Source organism: Bradyrhizobium sp. BWA-3-5 (genome assembly GCF_032917985.1).
Lineage (GTDB): Bacteria > Pseudomonadota > Alphaproteobacteria > Rhizobiales > Xanthobacteraceae > Bradyrhizobium.
Genome location: NZ_CP136626.1, coordinates 2,427,748 through 2,444,353, shown reverse-complemented (window position 1 = coordinate 2,444,353; position 16,606 = coordinate 2,427,748). Strand labels below are relative to the sequence as shown.

General features: G+C 63.5%; 14 protein-coding genes. 10 read left to right on the top strand and 4 right to left on the bottom strand.

Going from position 1 to position 16,606, the window contains the following annotated elements:
* The first annotated feature begins 49 nt into the window (after positions 1-49).
* Positions 50-820, top strand: coding sequence for an SDR family NAD(P)-dependent oxidoreductase (locus RX331_RS11640; protein WP_317256700.1), 771 nt, complete (start codon positions 50-52; stop codon positions 818-820).
* A gap of 327 nt (positions 821-1,147) precedes the next feature.
* A complete protein-coding gene (locus RX331_RS11635) occupies positions 1,148-2,668 on the top strand; it encodes an ABC-F family ATP-binding cassette domain-containing protein (protein WP_317256699.1) in 1,521 nt (506 codons plus the stop codon).
* Between the two features lie 62 nt (positions 2,669-2,730).
* Here RX331_RS11635 and RX331_RS11630 read toward each other — a convergent pair whose 3' ends face one another.
* The gene (locus RX331_RS11630) at positions 2,731-3,159 is read right to left on the bottom strand and encodes a heme-binding protein (protein WP_317256698.1); all 429 of its coding nucleotides are present in this window, start codon (positions 3,157-3,159) and stop codon (positions 2,731-2,733) included.
* 459 nt (positions 3,160-3,618) lie between these two features.
* Here RX331_RS11630 and RX331_RS11625 point away from each other — a divergent pair, with 459 nt between their 5' ends.
* The 8 genes from RX331_RS11625 to RX331_RS11590 all read left to right on the top strand — a co-directional run bounded on the left by RX331_RS11625 (position 3,619) and on the right by RX331_RS11590 (position 10,619).
* On the top strand, positions 3,619-3,891 hold the full coding sequence (locus tag RX331_RS11625; RefSeq protein WP_317256697.1) for a PilZ domain-containing protein: 273 nt from the start codon (positions 3,619-3,621) through the stop codon (positions 3,889-3,891).
* Positions 3,892-4,036: 145 nt separating this feature from the next.
* Positions 4,037-4,954: a hypothetical protein gene (locus tag RX331_RS11620; RefSeq protein WP_317256696.1), complete on the top strand. Its 918-nt coding sequence runs from the start codon at positions 4,037-4,039 to the stop codon at positions 4,952-4,954.
* A gap of 86 nt (positions 4,955-5,040) precedes the next feature.
* Entirely contained in the window at positions 5,041-5,502 is a 462-nt protein-coding gene (locus RX331_RS11615; protein ID WP_317258096.1) for an MgtC/SapB family protein, read from the top strand.
* Positions 5,503-5,914: 412 nt separating this feature from the next.
* Complete coding sequence (locus RX331_RS11610; RefSeq protein ID WP_317256695.1) at positions 5,915-6,130, top strand: hypothetical protein; 216 nt, start codon at positions 5,915-5,917, stop codon at positions 6,128-6,130.
* Between the two features lie 337 nt (positions 6,131-6,467).
* Positions 6,468-7,670, top strand: a complete 1,203-nt coding sequence (locus tag RX331_RS11605) for an acyltransferase (RefSeq protein WP_317256694.1) — start codon at positions 6,468-6,470, stop codon at positions 7,668-7,670.
* Between the two features lie 44 nt (positions 7,671-7,714).
* Positions 7,715-8,848 carry an ABC transporter permease gene (locus RX331_RS11600; RefSeq protein WP_317256693.1) on the top strand — a complete coding sequence of 378 codons (1,134 nt, stop codon included), beginning with the start codon at positions 7,715-7,717 and terminating at the stop codon, positions 8,846-8,848.
* Positions 8,845-9,543, top strand: a complete 699-nt coding sequence (locus RX331_RS11595) for an ABC transporter ATP-binding protein (protein ID WP_317256692.1) — start codon at positions 8,845-8,847, stop codon at positions 9,541-9,543. The genes RX331_RS11600 and RX331_RS11595 overlap by 4 nt, the downstream gene beginning before the upstream one ends.
* Before the next feature lie 50 nt (positions 9,544-9,593).
* A complete protein-coding gene (locus RX331_RS11590; RefSeq protein ID WP_317256691.1) occupies positions 9,594-10,619 on the top strand; it encodes an HlyD family secretion protein in 1,026 nt (341 codons plus the stop codon).
* A 44-nt stretch (positions 10,620-10,663) separates the two neighbouring features.
* On the opposite strand, the gene RX331_RS11585 is transcribed toward RX331_RS11590, so the two are convergent.
* From RX331_RS11585 to RX331_RS11575, 3 genes are read right to left on the bottom strand one after another with little or no spacing between them, the layout of a single operon-like run.
* Entirely contained in the window at positions 10,664-14,212 is a 3,549-nt protein-coding gene (locus RX331_RS11585; RefSeq protein WP_317258095.1) for an error-prone DNA polymerase, read from the bottom strand.
* Positions 14,213-14,220: 8 nt separating this feature from the next.
* Positions 14,221-15,915 (bottom strand): DNA polymerase Y family protein, encoded by a 1,695-nt coding sequence (locus RX331_RS11580; protein WP_317256690.1) that lies wholly within the window; start codon positions 15,913-15,915, stop codon positions 14,221-14,223.
* A complete protein-coding gene (locus tag RX331_RS11575; protein ID WP_317258094.1) occupies positions 15,806-16,597 on the bottom strand; it encodes a DNA repair protein in 792 nt (263 codons plus the stop codon). The genes RX331_RS11580 and RX331_RS11575 overlap by 110 nt, the downstream gene beginning before the upstream one ends.
* Between the last annotated feature and the right edge of the window lie 9 nt (positions 16,598-16,606).

Sequence of the window (16,606 nt, the reverse complement as noted above, 5' to 3'; positions counted from 1 at the left end):
TGGGCATCACCGCTACAATGCGCGCGGACTCACGCAAGGAAAAACAAAAATGGATTTGGGTTTGAAGGGCAGAAACGCCGTGGTGCTCGGTGGCACGCGGGGCATCGGGCGGGCCATTGCGGAAACGCTGGCTGCGGAAGGCTCTGGTGTCGCCGTCTGCGCGCGCAATGCCGATCAGGTCGCGGCAACCGTTGCCGATCTCAAGGCGAAGGGCGTGCGCGCGACCGGGGCGCCGCTCGATCTGACCGACGCCGGCGCGTTGAAAGCATGGATCGCGGATGTGGCGGGCGAACTCGGCAGCATCGACATGCTGTTCTCCAATGCCGGCGCGATGGCGCAAGGCGGCGATCCCGCATCCTGGGAGCAGAATTTCCGGCTCGACGTTCTCGGCGCGGTCAATGCGTTCGAGGCGGCACGGCCGTTTCTCGAGACCAGCGGCGGCAAGACCGGCGATGCTGCCTTCATCATCATCTCCTCGATTTCAGCTGCGCAGGCCGACATCGCAAGCTCCTACGGCCCGATCAAGGCTGCGCTGATCCACATGGCCAAGGGTCTGGCACGGCAGCATGCAGCCAAGAAGATCCGCGTCAACGTGGTGTCGCCAGGCACGGTCTATTTCAAGGGCGGCGTCTGGAACATGGTCGAGCGCGACATGCCCAAGCGCTACCAGGATGCGCTGGCGCGCAACCCGACCGGCCGGATGGCAACGCCGCAGGAGATCGCCAACGCGGCGGTGTTTCTGGCGAGCCCCGCCTCGTCCTTCACGACCGGCTCCAACCTCGTCGTCGACGGCGCGATCTCGAACCGGGTAAATTTCTAAGAGCGGCTTTTGCTTGCCGTTCCTTCTCGACCTCGCTAGTCTGACGTCATCAAGAAAGGAGGGCCGTGCGATGACGACGTTTTTCCGGCATTATCGCCAGCATGGCCCGGGTTGTGCCCTGCAAATGCGTTTGCAGGGCTGACCAGACGATTTCAGAAACGCCTTTCTGACAAAACGTCTTTCTGGTCTGCCCTCGTGGCCGTGCGGTGTCGCGCCTTTTTGAATGCGCGCCCGCACTTCAATCAACCGCCGTGCTCTGACGCCGACGTTCGATGATGGCCGCTGGCCGCCAGACGTCGTGCTCGCCGGCAGGACCAGAGAACGATCATGACGCTCATTACCCTCCGCAATCTCGGCGTCACGCTGAGCGTGCCGCTGTTTTCCCGGCTTAACCTCACGATCAATCCCGGCGACCGGATCGGGCTCGTCGCCGCCAATGGCCGCGGCAAGTCCACGCTGCTGCGCTGCATCGCGGCGGCCATGGAGGCCAGCGAAGGCGAGATCATCCGCGCGCGCGGGCTCACAATCGGTCATGTCGAGCAGAACGTGCCCGCGGACCTGCTGGAGATGCCGCTCCATGCCGCCGTGCTCGATCTATTATCCGGTGAACAACGATCCAGCGACGGCTGGCGGGTGGATGTCGCGCTCGATTCGCTTGGCGTGCCCGACGCGCTGCGGCAGAGGCCGCTAAAGCATTTGAGCGGCGGCTGGCAGCGGTTCGCGATGATCGCCCGCGTGCTGATGATGAACGCCGACGTGCTGCTGCTCGACGAGCCGACCAACCATCTCGACCTCGCCCGGATCGGCCAGCTCGAAAACTGGATCAACGCGCTGCCGCGTGAAATGCCCGTCGTCATATCCAGCCACGACCGCGCCTTTCTCGATGCGACGACGAACCGGACACTGTTCCTGCGGCCGGAGCAGTCGCAGGCGTATGCACTGTCCTACACGCGGGCGCGCGCCGCGCTCCGCGAAGCCGACGCATCGGACGAGCGGCGCTATCACAACGATCTGAAAACCGCGCAGAAGCTTCGCCAGCAGGCGGCCAAGCTCAACAATATCGGCGTCAACTCCGGCAGCGACCTGCTGCTGTCGAAGACCAGGCAGTTGAAAGCACGCGCTGAAAGACTGGAAGACGCGGCGCAGCCCGCCCATCTCGAACGCTCGGCCGGCAAGATCCGGTTGGCCAATCGCGGCACGCACGCCAAGGTCCTGGTGACGCTGGATGATGTGGCCGTCGAGACGCCGGAAGGCAAGCTGCTGTTCAGGACCGGCAGACAGTTCATCTGCAAGGGAGACCGGATCGTGCTGCTCGGGGCGAACGGCGCCGGCAAGACCCGGCTCGTCGCCCTCGTGCGCGCGGCGATTGAGAATCCAGCTGCAATGCATGCCGGCATCAAGGCCACGCAGTCGCTGGTGCTCGGCTACGGCGATCAGGCGCTCGCCGATCTCGCTGTCAGCGATACGGCGATGCGCGCGCTCACGGCCCGCTTCGGCGTCGGCGATCAGCGGGCGCGCACGCTGCTGGCCGGCGCCGGCCTTTCCGTGGAAATGCAGGCACGCCCGATCGGCCGGCTTTCCGGCGGGCAGAAGGCCCGCCTCGGCCTGCTGTTGCTGCGGCTGACCGAGCCGAACTTCTATCTGCTCGATGAACCGACCAACCATCTGGACATCGAAGGACGGGAAACCCTGGAGGAGGAATTGATCGGCCGCCAGGCAAGCTCTCTTTTGGTGTCGCATGACCGCAGTTTCGTGCGCACAGTCGGCAACCGGTTCTGGCTGATTGAAAGGAAGAAGCTGGTCGAGCTGGATGGGCCTGAGGCGTTCTTCGCAGCGGCCGGCGCCTGACGCAGCGTGGGTTGGGCAACGGCGCGCACGCGCTGTGCCCACCCCATGCTTTCGAGCGAGGTCTACTTGATCGTCTCTGCGCCGGCCTTGCAGGCCACCGCATCCTGGTCGCCGGTGGCACCGCTGCAGCCCACGGCGCCGATGATCTTGCCGCCCTCCACCAGCGGGAAACCGCCGGGGGACGCGGTCGGCGGCGGCGAATCCAGCGTGATGAGATAGCCGCCGGCCGGCGTCTGCATCGCATTGTTGAAGATCTGTGTCGGACGGCGATAACGCGCCGAGGTGCGCGCCTTGTTTTGCGAGATCGCCACCGAACCATGCTGGGTGCTGTCCATCTTGTAGAAGTAAACGAGCTCGCCATGGGTATCGACGACGGAAATCGCCAGCTTCCAGTTGCGCGGAGATTTGGTGGCCTCGGCCATCACCGCCTTCACGACTTCGGCGGCGCGATCGGCGGTGATCGAATTGCCATAAGGAATATCGAACGGCATCTGGTCAGGCACCCCCGTGGGGGACGGTGTAGGTTGTTGTGCCCCCGCCTCGCCGCAGACGGTTACGGCGGCGCACGCTGCAATAATCGCCAAACTAATCCGACGCATGACTTCCTCCGAGATGATTTGGGGGTGTTGGTTTTGTTGCGCCGGGCTTCCCCCATGTCGTCCCGGGCTGCCGCGGACACTAAGCATTTTTCGGGTTGGTTGAAACTGCATTCGGACGTGCGGTCTGCGCGCAGCACGGCAGATACGCTTTCTGCAGCAACCAAATCGTCAGCATCCGGCGATGCCGAACATACGTGGCCACGCTGGCCTGGTTGCGCGCGCAGGGCTTACAACTCCCCAGACAAACCGGTCAATTTGAATCAATAGGCTAAGGGAACTTTACGAAGTTGCGTTCACTATGAGGTCCGCTTCGAAGACCCAGCCAACTGGGTCCAACGACGGATGGGCAGGATGATTGTCGACGAACAACGGACAAAGGTGCAGCGCGAGCCGCGACGCCAGCTGCGCAAGCGGTCAACATGGATGACGATCGACAACGGGATGACGAAGATCGAATGCATCGTCCTCGACGTCTCGCCGGGCGGCGCCAAGATCGTCACCGATGCCGCGTTCGACATCAGGGATAGCTTCGAACTGGCGCTGGTGCCTGAACATTCGACCCGCCAGTCCTGCGAAGTGGTCTGGCGCCGCGGCAAGACCTACGGCGTGAAGTTTTTGGCCTGAGCGCCTGGCCGTCTGGCTCGCTTTGAGCCGCAGAGCTCAATCGGCCCGACTGTCATAATTGCCTGCCTGCTCTCATCGTGATTGGCCTCGACACATGACTGTATTATTACAGTTAGGTGTCATTTCGATTACGGCGGAGCGGTGAATGAGCTTGGAATGGCAGGCACGGTCACGTTCCCTGGCCTGGTCGAACCCTGTGGCGCGGTGGTGGGGTCTGTTGACCCTGGTCAGCGGCGTCAACATCGCCGTCTGGTTCGTGCTCTATCGTGAGCTTCCGGTGGCGTCGGCGGGGACCGCTGGCAGCCCTTCCAGCATCGGCATTATGCTGCTGTTCTGCGCGGCCTATGTGTTCGGCTGCGCCTTCCGCTCCTTCCTGCCGCGCGCGGACGTGCAGCGGATCTGCCTGTTCGACACCTGGCTGTCCAGCGTCATGGTCGGCCGTTCGGTGGCGACCATCGCCGAGGTCTGCTTCGTGGTGCAATGGGCGATCATCCTGCATCACCTCGGCATCATGACCGGCGCGGATACGGTCGTGAATGTCGCGTGGCTGATCGTGCCGCTGATCCTGATAGCGGAATTCCTGTCATGGTATGCGGTGCTGACCCGGAACTATCTCGGCAACGCGGTCGAGAATTCGCTGTGGGCGGTCGCCTTTTTCGCCATCGGCGTCGCGCTGTGCCGCCTGCTGCCGGAATTCACCGGCATCGTTCGGGCAATCCTCATCGTCGCCATCGCCGGCATCGCCTGCTTTCTGGCATTTCTGATGACGGTCGACGTGCCGATGTATCTCAAGCGCTGGCGCACCGGGGATGCCGACGGCAACAAGCGCCTGACGCCGCGCGAGGGCCTGCGCGACGTGGCGACGCGCTGGGTGGTGACGCATGACCATGCCGAGTGGAAGGAAGAGATGACCTGGATGGCGCTGTATTTCAGCTTGGCGGTCTGGTCGAGCCTTGCACTGTGCGTGGTCTATTCGCTCGAGCATCACCTGCCGCAGTACCGGAGCGATGCCGTGATCGCCAGTGAAGTATCGAGTGCGCCCGGCCCCGCCAGCACCCAGTAGCGACAACCTGTCCTGAAACCTTGTGCCGCACCGCCGCGTTAGACGCGGGTTGCGAAGTGACGGCATTTTCGTTTCAGGGGCGGGCTTTGGACCGTTTTCAGATAGGCGTTCATTTTGTCGCGCTGGCGGCGGCCTTTGCGCTCGCCGTACCGATCGGGTGGGATCGCGAAAAGCGCGCGCGCAGCGCCGGCCTTCGCACCTTTCCGCTGGTTGCGCTGGCAAGCTGCGGGTTCGTGCAGGCCAGCGAACAATTGATGGTGAATTCTCCCGACGGCATGTCGAAGGTGATTGAAGGGGTGATCACCGGTATCGGCTTCATCGGCGGCGGCGCGATCCTCAAGCAGGGTACCACCGTACAGGGCACGGCGACGGCAGCGAGCCTTTGGGCGACAGGTGCAATCGGTGTTGCCGTCGGCCTTGGCAGCTACGACGTCGCAGTGACGATCGCGGCGCTCACCTTCCTCACGCTGCGGCTGCTCACGATGGTGAAGGACGAGCGCGATCTACAGATCGGGCAGGATGGAGAGAGCAAAGAGAAGAAGGATTGAGTGCATGGCCCGGTGAGCCGCGGTTGGATCGTACCGCAGAGGCCGCGAGGGGTTCAACGCCGCTCGAACAATCCGGCGCATGGGGTACATGACGGTCACCGCACCGTGAGGGTATTTCGTCGGCCGCGGCGGGATGAAGTATTCGGCCGCCGGTATGAAGCCATTTTCCCGGCCGAGGAAGAGATCCGGAAACGAAGCCGTTATAGCGTGCCGCTGATCAGACATCGGGGTCGATCATGTGGACGCTCATCAACATACTCTACCGGGAATATTGTCTGGCTCGGTTGCAGGAGATGCGCAGGGTCACCCTCGCCCGATGAAGTCGAGCAATCTGTCGCAGCAGGCATTTGCTGACTTGCGATAAACCGCAATCAGGGATCATCTTGTTGGATCGAGATCGAAGGAGAAAGTTATGCAGCCATCGATAGACGATCTTCTGATACGCCAAATCAGTGCGCTGATATCCGCGACCGCCGATGCAGCGTCCACCGGCAAGGAACACGTCCCGTTCATGGAGGCGAGGCTCTACGACGCAGTGGCTGCACATTGCGCTGAAAAGCAGCGGCTCGCAGCAATGTTTACGAGAAGCGGCGCCGCAACGGTGCCAAGGGGACTGATCTACTGGTAGGCTCTGGATCGGCCGAGATAATCCGCGCGCAGCTGCGCGCCACCTCGCCTGGAGCCGGCATCGTCCCGCGAACCCAAATATAACTGGACAAACTTCATCGACATGGCCGCCCCCGTTAGTTGCTGCAGTGCAACTGGCGGGCCCTGGTGCGGACCAAAGGCGCCTGACTGCCCGATCCGATGGGCCACTCCCCTTCTCGCACGCACTCAGTCTGATCTCGCCGCCAAATCGTCACCTTGGCGGCGAATTGCAGGCGAAATGATCGAGGACGAGTTTCCGATGTGGAACCGGGGCCCTCTCTGGTGCGTATCCCTGCAGTCGGTACGAGGCCTCGCGGATGAGCAGTTCAAGCCTTGCCCTTGTCAATCTTCGGGCGGTTGTGATCTTGATCGTGCTGGCTTTCCATTCGGTGCTTCCGTACCTCGCATTCCTGCCGCCCACCCCGTATCCGTTCGACCAGGCGCCTTACCTGTGGCTGGCTTTTCCGATTATCGACAGCCAGCGCTGGTTCGGCTTCGACCTGTTCTGCGCCTGGCAGGACGTCGGCCTGATGAGCCTGATGTTTTTCCTCTCCGGCCTGTTCGTCCCATCGAGTCTTGCGGGCAAGGGAAGCCGGAAATTTTTGTCCGACCGCCTGCTGCGGATTGGCTTGCCGATGGCGCTGGCCGTCATCTTTCTTTCACCACTGGCCTATTACGCCGCCTATCGCACGACCGCGATCGATCCCGGCCTCGGCGCCTTCTGGCAAAGCTGGCTCGTGCTGCCGTTCTGGCCGTGCGGACCGCAGTGGTTCTTGGGACAGCTTATCGCCTTCACTATTCTCGCAGCCGTCGCCCACCGGTTCAAACCCGGATGGAATCTGCGTCTCGTTCGATTGGTGGCATTCGCTGATGACAATCCGGTGCGGTTCGTCGCCGGTTTGGCGACGATCTCTGCGGTGGTCTACATTCCCCTGACGCTGGCCTATTCGCCCTTTGCATGGGTGAATATCGGGCCGATGGCGTTTCAGCCCAGCCGTCCCCTGCACTATCTCGTCTATTTCCTTGCCGGCGTTGCGCTCGGGGCCCATGGCCTCGATCGCGGCTTGCTCCGTTGCGATGGAATTCTGGCGCGGCGCTGGGTCGCTTGCCTGGCCGCAGCCTTTGCCGGCTTCCTGCTTTGGGCTGCGGCGACGTCGGCGACCCTGCCGGATTGGGATAACGCGCCGGTTGTCGCGAAACTGGCGGCCGGCGCAGGTTTTGCCGTCGCATGCGCGACGAGTTGCCTGTGCTCGCTGGCGATCTGCCTGCGCTTTTCGCATTGGCGCGCGTGGGCGTTCGACAGTCTCTCGAGCAATGCCTACCGCATATATCTGATCCACTACGTGTTTGCCGTCTGGCTGCAATACGCGCTGCTCGGCATTGGCTTGTTTGCAATCGGCAAGGCCGTGATCGTATTCTGCGGGACGCTGATCGCGAGTTGGTCCAGTGCCGCTGCAATCGGCGGCGCGCTGCCGGTCCTGCGACCACGCCAGACCATCCGGGAAGCGCGCGGCGCATGAAGAGCGAATTGGCGTTACAGACAAGGTAATCGAGCCCCAACAGCATGCCATTGGTTTTCACCCTCGCGTTCCGGAATTTGTTTCATGACCGGCTGCGTTTCACGGCAACTGTGATCGGGATCGTGTTTTCCATCGTTCTGGTGACCATCCAGATGGGTCTCTATCTCGGTTTTGGGCGCATGGTGACGACGATGATCGACCACGCCTCCGCCGATCTCTGGGTCATGCCGCGTGGAACGAAGTGCTTTGAGGACCCATCTTTGCTGAACACACGTGACCGCTATCGCGCGCTTGCCATCAACGGCGTGGCGGATGCCATCCCCCTGGTGATCGGATTTGCAGATTGGCGCATGCCGAGCGGTGCGATGACGCCGGTTTTCGTCGTCGGTTCGGATCTGCGCGCGGGCGGCCTACAGCCGTGGGACGTGGTGGACGGCCAGATCGAGGCGCTGTCGAGCCCGAAAGCAATCGCGGTCGACAGGAGCTATTTCGATCGTCTTGGCATCTCCGGCGTGGGGGCGACCGCTGAAATCCGGCAGCAGCCCGTGCGCGTGGCGGCCGTGACGAGCGGCATCCGCTCATTCACCACGACCCCATTCGTCTTCATGGACGTCGATCGGGCGCGGGCGCACACGGGCGTTCCGTCCGGCAAAGCCACCTATCTCCTTGTTCGCCTGACCGCCGATGCCAACCTCGATCAAGTTCGTCGTGGATTGACGTCTGATATCACCGACGTCGAAATTCTTACGCCGGCCGAGTTTCGTGAGCGCAGCCGCACCTTCTGGCTGTTCAGCACCGGCGCCGGCGCGGCTCTGTTCGCAGGCGCCCTGCTCGGCGTGATTGTCGGCACCGTCGTGGTCGCCCAGACGCTCTATGCCAGCACGAAAGAGCACCTGAATGAGTTTGCCACGCTGCGCGCCATGGGTTCTTCCCGGGAATATATCTACAAGGTGATCGTCTGGCAGGCGCTGCTCAGCGCCGTTGTCGGCTTCTCGATCGCCGCGCTCGTCAGCGGCCTCGTCGTGCAAGTGACGGCGGCGACTGCATTGCCGATCGTCATCACGCCATGGCTGGTCGGCGGTCTGTTTCTGCTGACCATCGTCATGTGCATTGGATCATCCGTTGCTGCGATCATTCAGGTCACCCGCATCGACCCTGCCATGGTGTTCACGCGATGACCGAACCATTGCTCGAGGCGGTGAACGTCACGAAGGACCTTGGCAGCGGGGCGGCCAAGGTGGCGGCGCTCAAGGGCGTAAGCCTGGCGCTTAGGGGCGGCGAGCTGACACTGCTCATGGGACCCTCCGGCAGCGGCAAGACCACGCTGTTGTCCATTCTCGGCTGCATGCTGACGCCGACCGCGGGAACAGTCCGTATCTGCCAACACTCGACCGCGGATGCCGATCCCGAAAATCTGGCTCGTCTCAGGCGCGAGCATGTCGGCTTTGTTTTCCAGTCGTTTCATCTGTTTCCGACCCTGTCTGCCGCCGACAATGTGAGGCTGGCGCTCGACGTGCGCGGCGAGCGCTCGAGGACGGCACGGCTCAGGTCACGCGAGGCGCTGGCCAAGGTCGGCCTGGCCCACAAGATAAAGGCGTATCCGCGCGAACTCAGCGGCGGCGAGCAACAGCGCGTCGCGATCGCCCGGGCCATTGTCGGAAATCCATCCATCATTCTTGCCGACGAGCCGACCGCCGCACTCGATGGCGAGAATGGCCAGGCGATCATGAAGATACTTGCCGACGTCGCCAGGGAACGCGAACACGGCGTGCTGATCGTGACGCATGACCCGCGGCTGTTGCCCTTTGCGGATCGCGTCGTCCATATCGAGGATGGACGGATCATCGATGAGCAGCGCGGCAAGCTGCAGTGAGTGTGTGAAAGGCTGGAGGACCGTTATTCATGTTCAAGCGCCGGATAGTCTTGGCTGTCGTCCTGGCCCTGATTGCAGCCGGCGTCGTGCTGTTTGCGATTGCAGAAATGGGACCGGTAAAGCCGATGTGGAGTTCGTCGGCGGAGACTCCGCAGGAAAAACGCTGGCAGGCCGTTGCGCCGGGACGTGTTGAAGCCTGCTCCGGTCAGATCAAGGTCGCGTCGGCTGTCGTCGGGGTGGTTCACAAGGTATTGGTGAAGGCCAATGACAAGGTGTTTGCCGGCGAGCCCCTGATCCAGCTGGCTGACGATGAGCTTCGCGCGCGGTTGGCAGCGGCGGAGATTCAGGTCGCCATGCGCGAGCGTGCACGGGACGAAAAGTCTGCGACATCGAGTGAAAAAAGGCGGCGCAGAGTCCAGGATGCGGTGGCCGAGGCCGAACGGACGCTATACGACGCGCGATCCGCCGTCGATCGGGCTGCTGCGAAGCTCCGAACCAAAAGCGGTTCCGAGGCCGACCTGACCGCCGCCCGGCTGGCATTGACCCGCGCACAAAACGAGCTGTCGTCGCGGCAAGGCGAGCTTCGCACCATCGATGACGACGCCTTGCCGACTTCGCTGGAGGGCCAGCTCAATATCGCCCGAGCGGAATATAGCGTGGCGCGGGCCGCGCTCGACAAGATGACGGTGCGGGCGCCGATCGACGGTACCGTGCTCCAGGTCAATGTGCGCGAGGGCGAGGCGGTTTCACCGGGCTCGCCGCAGCCGCCGCTGCAGCTTGCCGATCTCTCTGCGCTGTGCGTGCGCTCGGAGCTGGACGAACGCGATATTGGCGCCGTCAGAGTTGGTCAGGCGGTGACCGTACGGGCGACGGCATTTCCCGGCCGCGAGTTCGAGGGAAGCGTCTCATCGGTTGCGCCGCTGATCGAGCCCGGCCAGCTCGATCCGCCCGGCTCGCGCAATCAATCCGACGTCGATGCCGTCCGGGTCGTGGTCGGACTGACGGCGCCGGGCGAGCTCACGATCGGCATGAAGGCCGATGTCTACTTCCGTGCCGACAAGGTCGCCGCGCCGTGAAGCGTTTCGTCGCCCGGCGATCAAGCCAAGGGAACGTTGCAAGCTCAATGAAAATCCCGTGATGGCGGCAGGATGCGGACGTCGCGCGGGTGGCGGATTTTTTGCGCCGGCGTATCGGTGTGGTCGCGGCGGTCGTCGTTGAGCGGCTCGACCAGCGCGAGGCCGGCCGGCACCGGGTGCTTGCGAAGGGCATCATTGGCGAGGCCGATCAGATCGTGGGAGCGGTCGAACATCCGCTGCGCCACCAGATGGGTGACCTCCTCCGGGCTGCTCTGAATATAGCCCTCGACCAGGATCAGGCGCGCGCCCATCACCTCTTTCCGGTACTGCTCCATCACCTTCGGCCACACCACGATATTGGCGATGCCGGTCTCGTCCTCCAGCGTCATGAAGACGACGCCCTTGGCGCTGCCCGGACGCTGGCGCACCAGCACCACGCCGGCGCAACTGACGCGGCGACGGTCGTTCCTGTGGTTGACGTCCTTGCAGGGAACGACGCGCTCCCTGGTGAACATCTCGCGCAGGAACTCCATCGGGTGGCCCTTCAGCGACAGGCGGACCGTCTGGTAGTCGGCGACCACCTGCTCCGGCAGCGGCATCTCCGGCAGCGGCCTTGCGTTCTCGTCGGGCTGCTCGCGGGCGACCGCGGCCTGAAACAGCGGCAGCGGCACGTCGTCCGGCAGCCGCCGCACCGCCCAGAGCGCGGCACGGCGGTCGAGCCCGATCGAGCGGAAGGCATCGGCATCCGCCAGCAGGATCAGCGCGCGCTTCGGCAGGCCGGTATCGCGGGCGAATTCTTCCAGCGAGGTGAACGGCCGGCGCTTGCGCGCGGCGACGATGCGGTCGGCCCAGTCACGAGTTCCCGCAGTAGTTGATCCAAGGGGACCCCTTACCTCTCCCGCTTGCGGGGGAGGTCGGATCGCATCGAATGATGCGATCCGGGTGGGGGCTCTCTCCACACGGGCAGTGTGACTCGTGGAGATACCCCCACCCCACCCCTCCCCCGCAAGCGGGAGAGGGAGCACTGTCCCCGTGCGGTTGACCGACACATCCCGGAATGAAGATTGAAGCTGCTTCAACCTCTCCTCGTCTTCATCGAGCCAATGAAACCCGTCGATCTGGCGGAAGCCGAGTCGCACCGCGCAATACTTCCCCTCACCTTTTTCCAGCGTGTTCTGCGCAAAGCTAAAGGACACATCGATCTCGCGCACCTCGACGCCGTTCTTGCGGGCATCACCGACGATCTGCGCAGGGGCGTAAAAGCCCATCGGCTGCGAATTGAGCAGGCCGCAGCAGAAGGCGTCGGCGTGATAATGCTTCAGCCATGACGAGACATAGACGAGCTGGGCAAAGCTCGCAGCATGGCTTTCCGGAAAGCCGTAGGAGCCAAACCCCTTGATCTGGTCAAAGCAGCTTCTGGCAAATTCGGGATCATAGCCGCGCGCGACCATGTTGCCGATCAGCTTGTCTTCGTACTTGCCGATAGTACCGAGATTACGAAAGGTCGCCATCGAGCGGCGCAGGCCATTGGCCTCTTCGGAGGTGAATTTGGCTGCCTCGATCGCGATCCGCATCGCCTGCTCCTGAAACAGCGGCACGCCGAGCGTCTTGTGCAGCACGCGATATAATTCGTCCGCCGGGCCATGCTCGGGCGACGGTGAAGGATAGCTCACTTTCTCCTGATTGTTCCGCCGCCGCAAATATGGATGCACCATGTCGCCCTGGATCGGGCCGGGCCGCACGATCGCGACCTCAATGACGAGATCGTAAAACGTCTTCGGCTTCAGGCGCGGCAGCATGTTCATCTGCGCGCGGCTCTCGACCTGGAACACGCCGAGGGACTCTCCTCTCTGCAGCATCTTGAAAACATCGTCATTGTCGATCGCCTTGATGTCGGCGAGTTCGTAGCGCTCGCCCTTATGGCCGGCGATAAGGTCAAAACATTTGCGGATGCATGTCAGCATGCCCAGCGCCAGCACGTCGACCTTCATCATGTTAAGCGCGTCGACGTCGTCCTTGTCCCATTCGATGAAGGTGCGGTCGTCCATCGCGGCATTGCCGATCGGCACATAGGTATCGAGCCGGTCCTGCGTCAGCACATAGCCGCCGACATGCTGCGACAAATGGCGGGGGAATTCGATCAATTCTGTCGCGAGTTCGACAGCAAGCTCGACCATGGCGTTCTGCGGGTCGAGCCCGGCCTGGCGGACCTGCATCTCGTTGAGGCCCTTGCCCCAGCTTCCCCACACCGTGTCGGCGAGCGCGGCGGTGACGTCCTCGGTCAGGCCGAGCGCCTTGCCGACGTCGCGGATCGCGCTGCGCGGGCGATAATGGATGACGGTGGCGATGATCGCGGCGCGGTGGCGGCCGTAGCGGCGGTAGACATACTGCATCACCTCCTCGCGCCGCGAATGCTCGAAATCGACGTCGATGTCGGGCGGCTCCAGCCGCTCCTTGGAGATGAAGCGCTCGAACAAGAGATCCACCTTGGTCGGATCGACTGAGGTGACGCCAAGCACATAGCAGACCGCCGAATTCGCCGCCGATCCTCGTCCCTGGCAGAGGATGTTCTGGCTGCGCGCATACTGCACGATGTCATGCACGGTCAGGAAATAATGCGCGTATTTCAATTCGGCGATCAGGTCGAGTTCCTTGCGCAGGGTGGCGCGCAGCTTGTCGTCGATCACGCCGCCGAAATATTTGTCGACGCCGGCCCAGGTGAGGTCTTCGAGATGCTGCTGCGCGGTCTTGCCCGGCGGCACCGGCTCGTCCGGATACTGGTATTTGAGCTGGTCGAGCGAGAACGAAATCCGCTTCGCAAAGCGCATGGTTTCCGAGATGGCCTCGGGCAGATCGCGAAACAGCCGGGCCATTTCATTGATAGGCTTCAGGTAGCGCTCGGCATTGGCTTCGAGCTTCCGGCCGATCGCGTCGATCGTGGTCTTCTCCCGGATGCAGGTCAGCACATCCTGCAGCCGGCGGCGGGCGGGATGGTGGTACAGCACCTCGTTGGTCGCGAGCAGCGGCACCTTGGCGGTGCGCGCTAGATGGTGCAGATGCGCGAGGCGGCGCTTGTCATCGCCGCGGTACAGCAGGCTGGCAGCGAGCCAGACGCCGTCGGCGCGGCTTGCCTTCAACCGCTCCAGAATTTTTTGCGCACTTTCTGCGTCAAAACGATGCGGCAGCGCCAGCACCAGAAGCTGGCCCTCGGCGAAATCGAGAAGATCATCGAACTTCAAATGGCATTCGCCCTTCTCGATCCGCACGATGTCGTTGCCGCGCTTACCGCGGGTCAATAACTGGCAGAGCCGGCCGTAGGCGGCGCGGTCCCTTGGATAGACGAGTATGTCCGGCGTGCCGTCAATGAAGACGATCCGCGCGCCGATCAGGAGCTTTGGCTTGTTCGCGACCTCTGGGTTATCGAGCTCCTTGTAGGCGCGCACCACGCCGGCCAGCGTGTTGTGATCGGCGAGGCCGATCACGGGAATGCCGAGCTCGCTCGCCTGATGCACATAGGCGCGCGGATCGGAGCCGCCGCGCAGGAACGAGAAATTGCTGGTGATGCCGATCTCGGCATAAGCAGGAACGATCACGGGAGCATTCATGCGAACAGTCCGTGGACGAACCATCTGACTGGGGCGACCTCATCTGCCTCGTCCGCCGGCTCGCTTTCATAGAGTCCATCGCGAAAAATCCAGAAGCGCCGGCCCGCTTCATCCTCGATGCGGAAATAATCCCGTGTCGGGCCGTCGTCGCCCTGCTTCCACCATTCCATGGCGATGCGCTCCGGTCCCTCCACCCGCACCACCGCATGCGTGACGCGCCGCCAGGTGAACTGGTGCGGCGGGCCATCAGGCACGGTGGCGAACGGCACTTTTATCGGCTCCGGCTTCTCGAACAGCCGCAAGGGACGTAGCGGCGGCTCGCCCTCGATACGCTCCGGCCATGCGGCTTGCGCGGCGGCTGCCAGATGATGCTGTGCAGGCCCGGCTGATACGGCGCGCTCAGGGATGTGGGTATCCTCCGGCAGATGCACGACGACGCGTTTTCCGCCGATGCGCGCGGCGATGCGGTCGATCAGCGCGGACAATTCGTCATTGTTATGGACGTGGGCGTCGAGGTCGCGCTGCTGCTGCACCACGATTTCGGTGCGGCTAGCGGAGAGGCGGATCAGATCGAAGCCGAAGCCGGGATCGAGGGGATCGCTCAGCGCGTCGAGGCGCTCGCGGAACAGGCGGTCGATCATGTCAGGCTTCGTTACCGGACGTCCGGTTTCGACTGAGATCGTGCGTACCGCACCGTCGGTGCGGAAAAAGCTCGCCTCCAAGCGTCTCGCGCCCTTGCCCTGCCTGTCCATCGCCGTCACCAGCATGGCAGCCAGCGCCGAGAGGTTCATCGCAATCACGGTGTCGGTGGCGACAGGATCGGGAAAACGTTTCTCGACGATGTAGTCCGGCAGCGGCTTTCGCGGGCTGATCGGCCCATCGCCCTGCCCGAGCGCCTTCTGCAGCAGCGCCGTGAAAGCCGCGCCGAACCGCGCGGTGATTTCATGGGGCGCACGCAAGGCGACATCGCCGATGGTCTTCAATCCTGCACGGCGCAGGCCGGCGGTGATGGCATCCTCGGCGCCGAGCGCGGAGACCGGCAGTGGCGCGACAGCTTCCGTCTCCTCGCCATCGGCGACGATCTTTCCGGAGGCGTGCCGCGTCAGGGTGCGGGCGCAGATCGCGGTAGCGGCGATCGCCGCGCTAACCGTAAAACCGCGGCGGCTCAGCGCGCCGGTGACGATCTGCAAAAGTGCCCTTTCGCCGCCGAACAGATGGGCGCAGCCGGTGATGTCGAGATAGAGCCCGTGCGGGGAATCGAGCGCCACCAGCGGAGTGAAGCGGTCGCACCAGTCGGCGATGTCTTCGAGCGTCTTGCGGTCGGCGATCTCATCGGCGTCGAACACCGTCAGTTCGGGGCAGATTGCGCGGGCATTGGCGAGCGGCAGGCCGATCGAAAGGCCGGCGCGGACGGCCAGATCGTCAAGGGAATGGATCAGGATCGCGTTGTGCTGCTTGGCGACGACGACGGTGGGATAGGTTTGCGTTATCTCGAATGTCTGACTCGTGGCGGCACCCCCACCCCAACCCTCCCCCGCAAGCGGGATAGGGAGCGCAGCGTTCGTGTCGCGAGAGCTTGGCTCACGCGCTGCGTCGGAAAGCACCTTGAGCCGCCGCTGGATGCGGTCGACGGGCAGGCGTGGCAGCCACAGGCTGAGAATACGCCGCCGGTTCACTGAAGAGGCACTCATCGCATTTCCATTCCATGATCCACCGGCCGACCGGGCCATGACGGTTACGAACGAGTTGCGCGTCGAAGACGGGCGTCCCCCACGCGCTCCACGGTGATCCAGGCGGCGAATGCGCCGCGCGCACGATCCATCTGGTTTCCGCGGTCGACGGCCGTGGCTCCGCCGCCATTCGCAGCAGCAAGGCGGTGACGCCGGAGGCCTGCGCGGCCAAAGTCAGTTTACGGCTGGCGACGAGGTCGAGCTGACGCGCCTCTCCCCATACCTCCAGCACGACGGCGCCGAGCGCATCGCAGGCCAGCGCATCGGCCGCGGTTCGCAGCGCGGCGTCGGTATCCTGGGCCCGCACGGTCACGAGCAGCCGCGGATCGAGGCCAAGTTCGCAGAGCCCGCTCATCGACAGCGCGCCCGTTTCAATTTCCGAAAAATCCTGCCGCACCCAGATCAGCGGTCGGCGCGGCGACACCCTTCCCGCAAGGCCGGCGATGAAGCCGCTTGCCGTCGCGCCCTGGTGTCCCTCGGCGAACACCTCGTGCACGGCCGCGAGCGCCAGCCCGCCCTGCAGCACCTCATCTGCCGCCGTATGGCCGAGCGAAACCTTGTTGAGATCATGCGCCGCGCCCTGCTCCAGGCGCGCGATGCTCCCGCGCAAAGTCGCAAGCGTGCTCGTGCGTGCGCCGCTCATGCGCCGCTC

What these genes read in the sequence shown, in the direction of transcription:
- RX331_RS11640 (WP_317256700.1), top strand. Translation starts at nt 50, where the DNA reads ATGGATTTGGGTTTGAAGGGCAGAAACGCCGTGGTGCTCGGTGGCACG.
- RX331_RS11635 (WP_317256699.1), top strand. Translation starts at nt 1,148, where the DNA reads ATGACGCTCATTACCCTCCGCAATCTCGGCGTCACGCTGAGCGTGCCG.
- RX331_RS11630 (WP_317256698.1), bottom strand. Translation starts at nt 3,159, where the DNA reads ATGCCGTTCGATATTCCTTATGGCAATTCGATCACCGCCGATCGCGCC.
- RX331_RS11625 (WP_317256697.1), top strand. Translation starts at nt 3,619, where the DNA reads ATGATTGTCGACGAACAACGGACAAAGGTGCAGCGCGAGCCGCGACGC.
- RX331_RS11620 (WP_317256696.1), top strand. Translation starts at nt 4,037, where the DNA reads ATGAGCTTGGAATGGCAGGCACGGTCACGTTCCCTGGCCTGGTCGAAC.
- RX331_RS11610 (WP_317256695.1), top strand. Translation starts at nt 5,915, where the DNA reads ATGCAGCCATCGATAGACGATCTTCTGATACGCCAAATCAGTGCGCTG.
- RX331_RS11605 (WP_317256694.1), top strand. Translation starts at nt 6,468, where the DNA reads ATGAGCAGTTCAAGCCTTGCCCTTGTCAATCTTCGGGCGGTTGTGATC.
- RX331_RS11600 (WP_317256693.1), top strand. Translation starts at nt 7,715, where the DNA reads ATGCCATTGGTTTTCACCCTCGCGTTCCGGAATTTGTTTCATGACCGG.
- RX331_RS11595 (WP_317256692.1), top strand. Translation starts at nt 8,845, where the DNA reads ATGACCGAACCATTGCTCGAGGCGGTGAACGTCACGAAGGACCTTGGC.
- RX331_RS11580 (WP_317256690.1), bottom strand. Translation starts at nt 15,915, where the DNA reads ATGAGTGCCTCTTCAGTGAACCGGCGGCGTATTCTCAGCCTGTGGCTG.
- RX331_RS11575 (WP_317258094.1), bottom strand. Translation starts at nt 16,597, where the DNA reads ATGAGCGGCGCACGCACGAGCACGCTTGCGACTTTGCGCGGGAGCATC.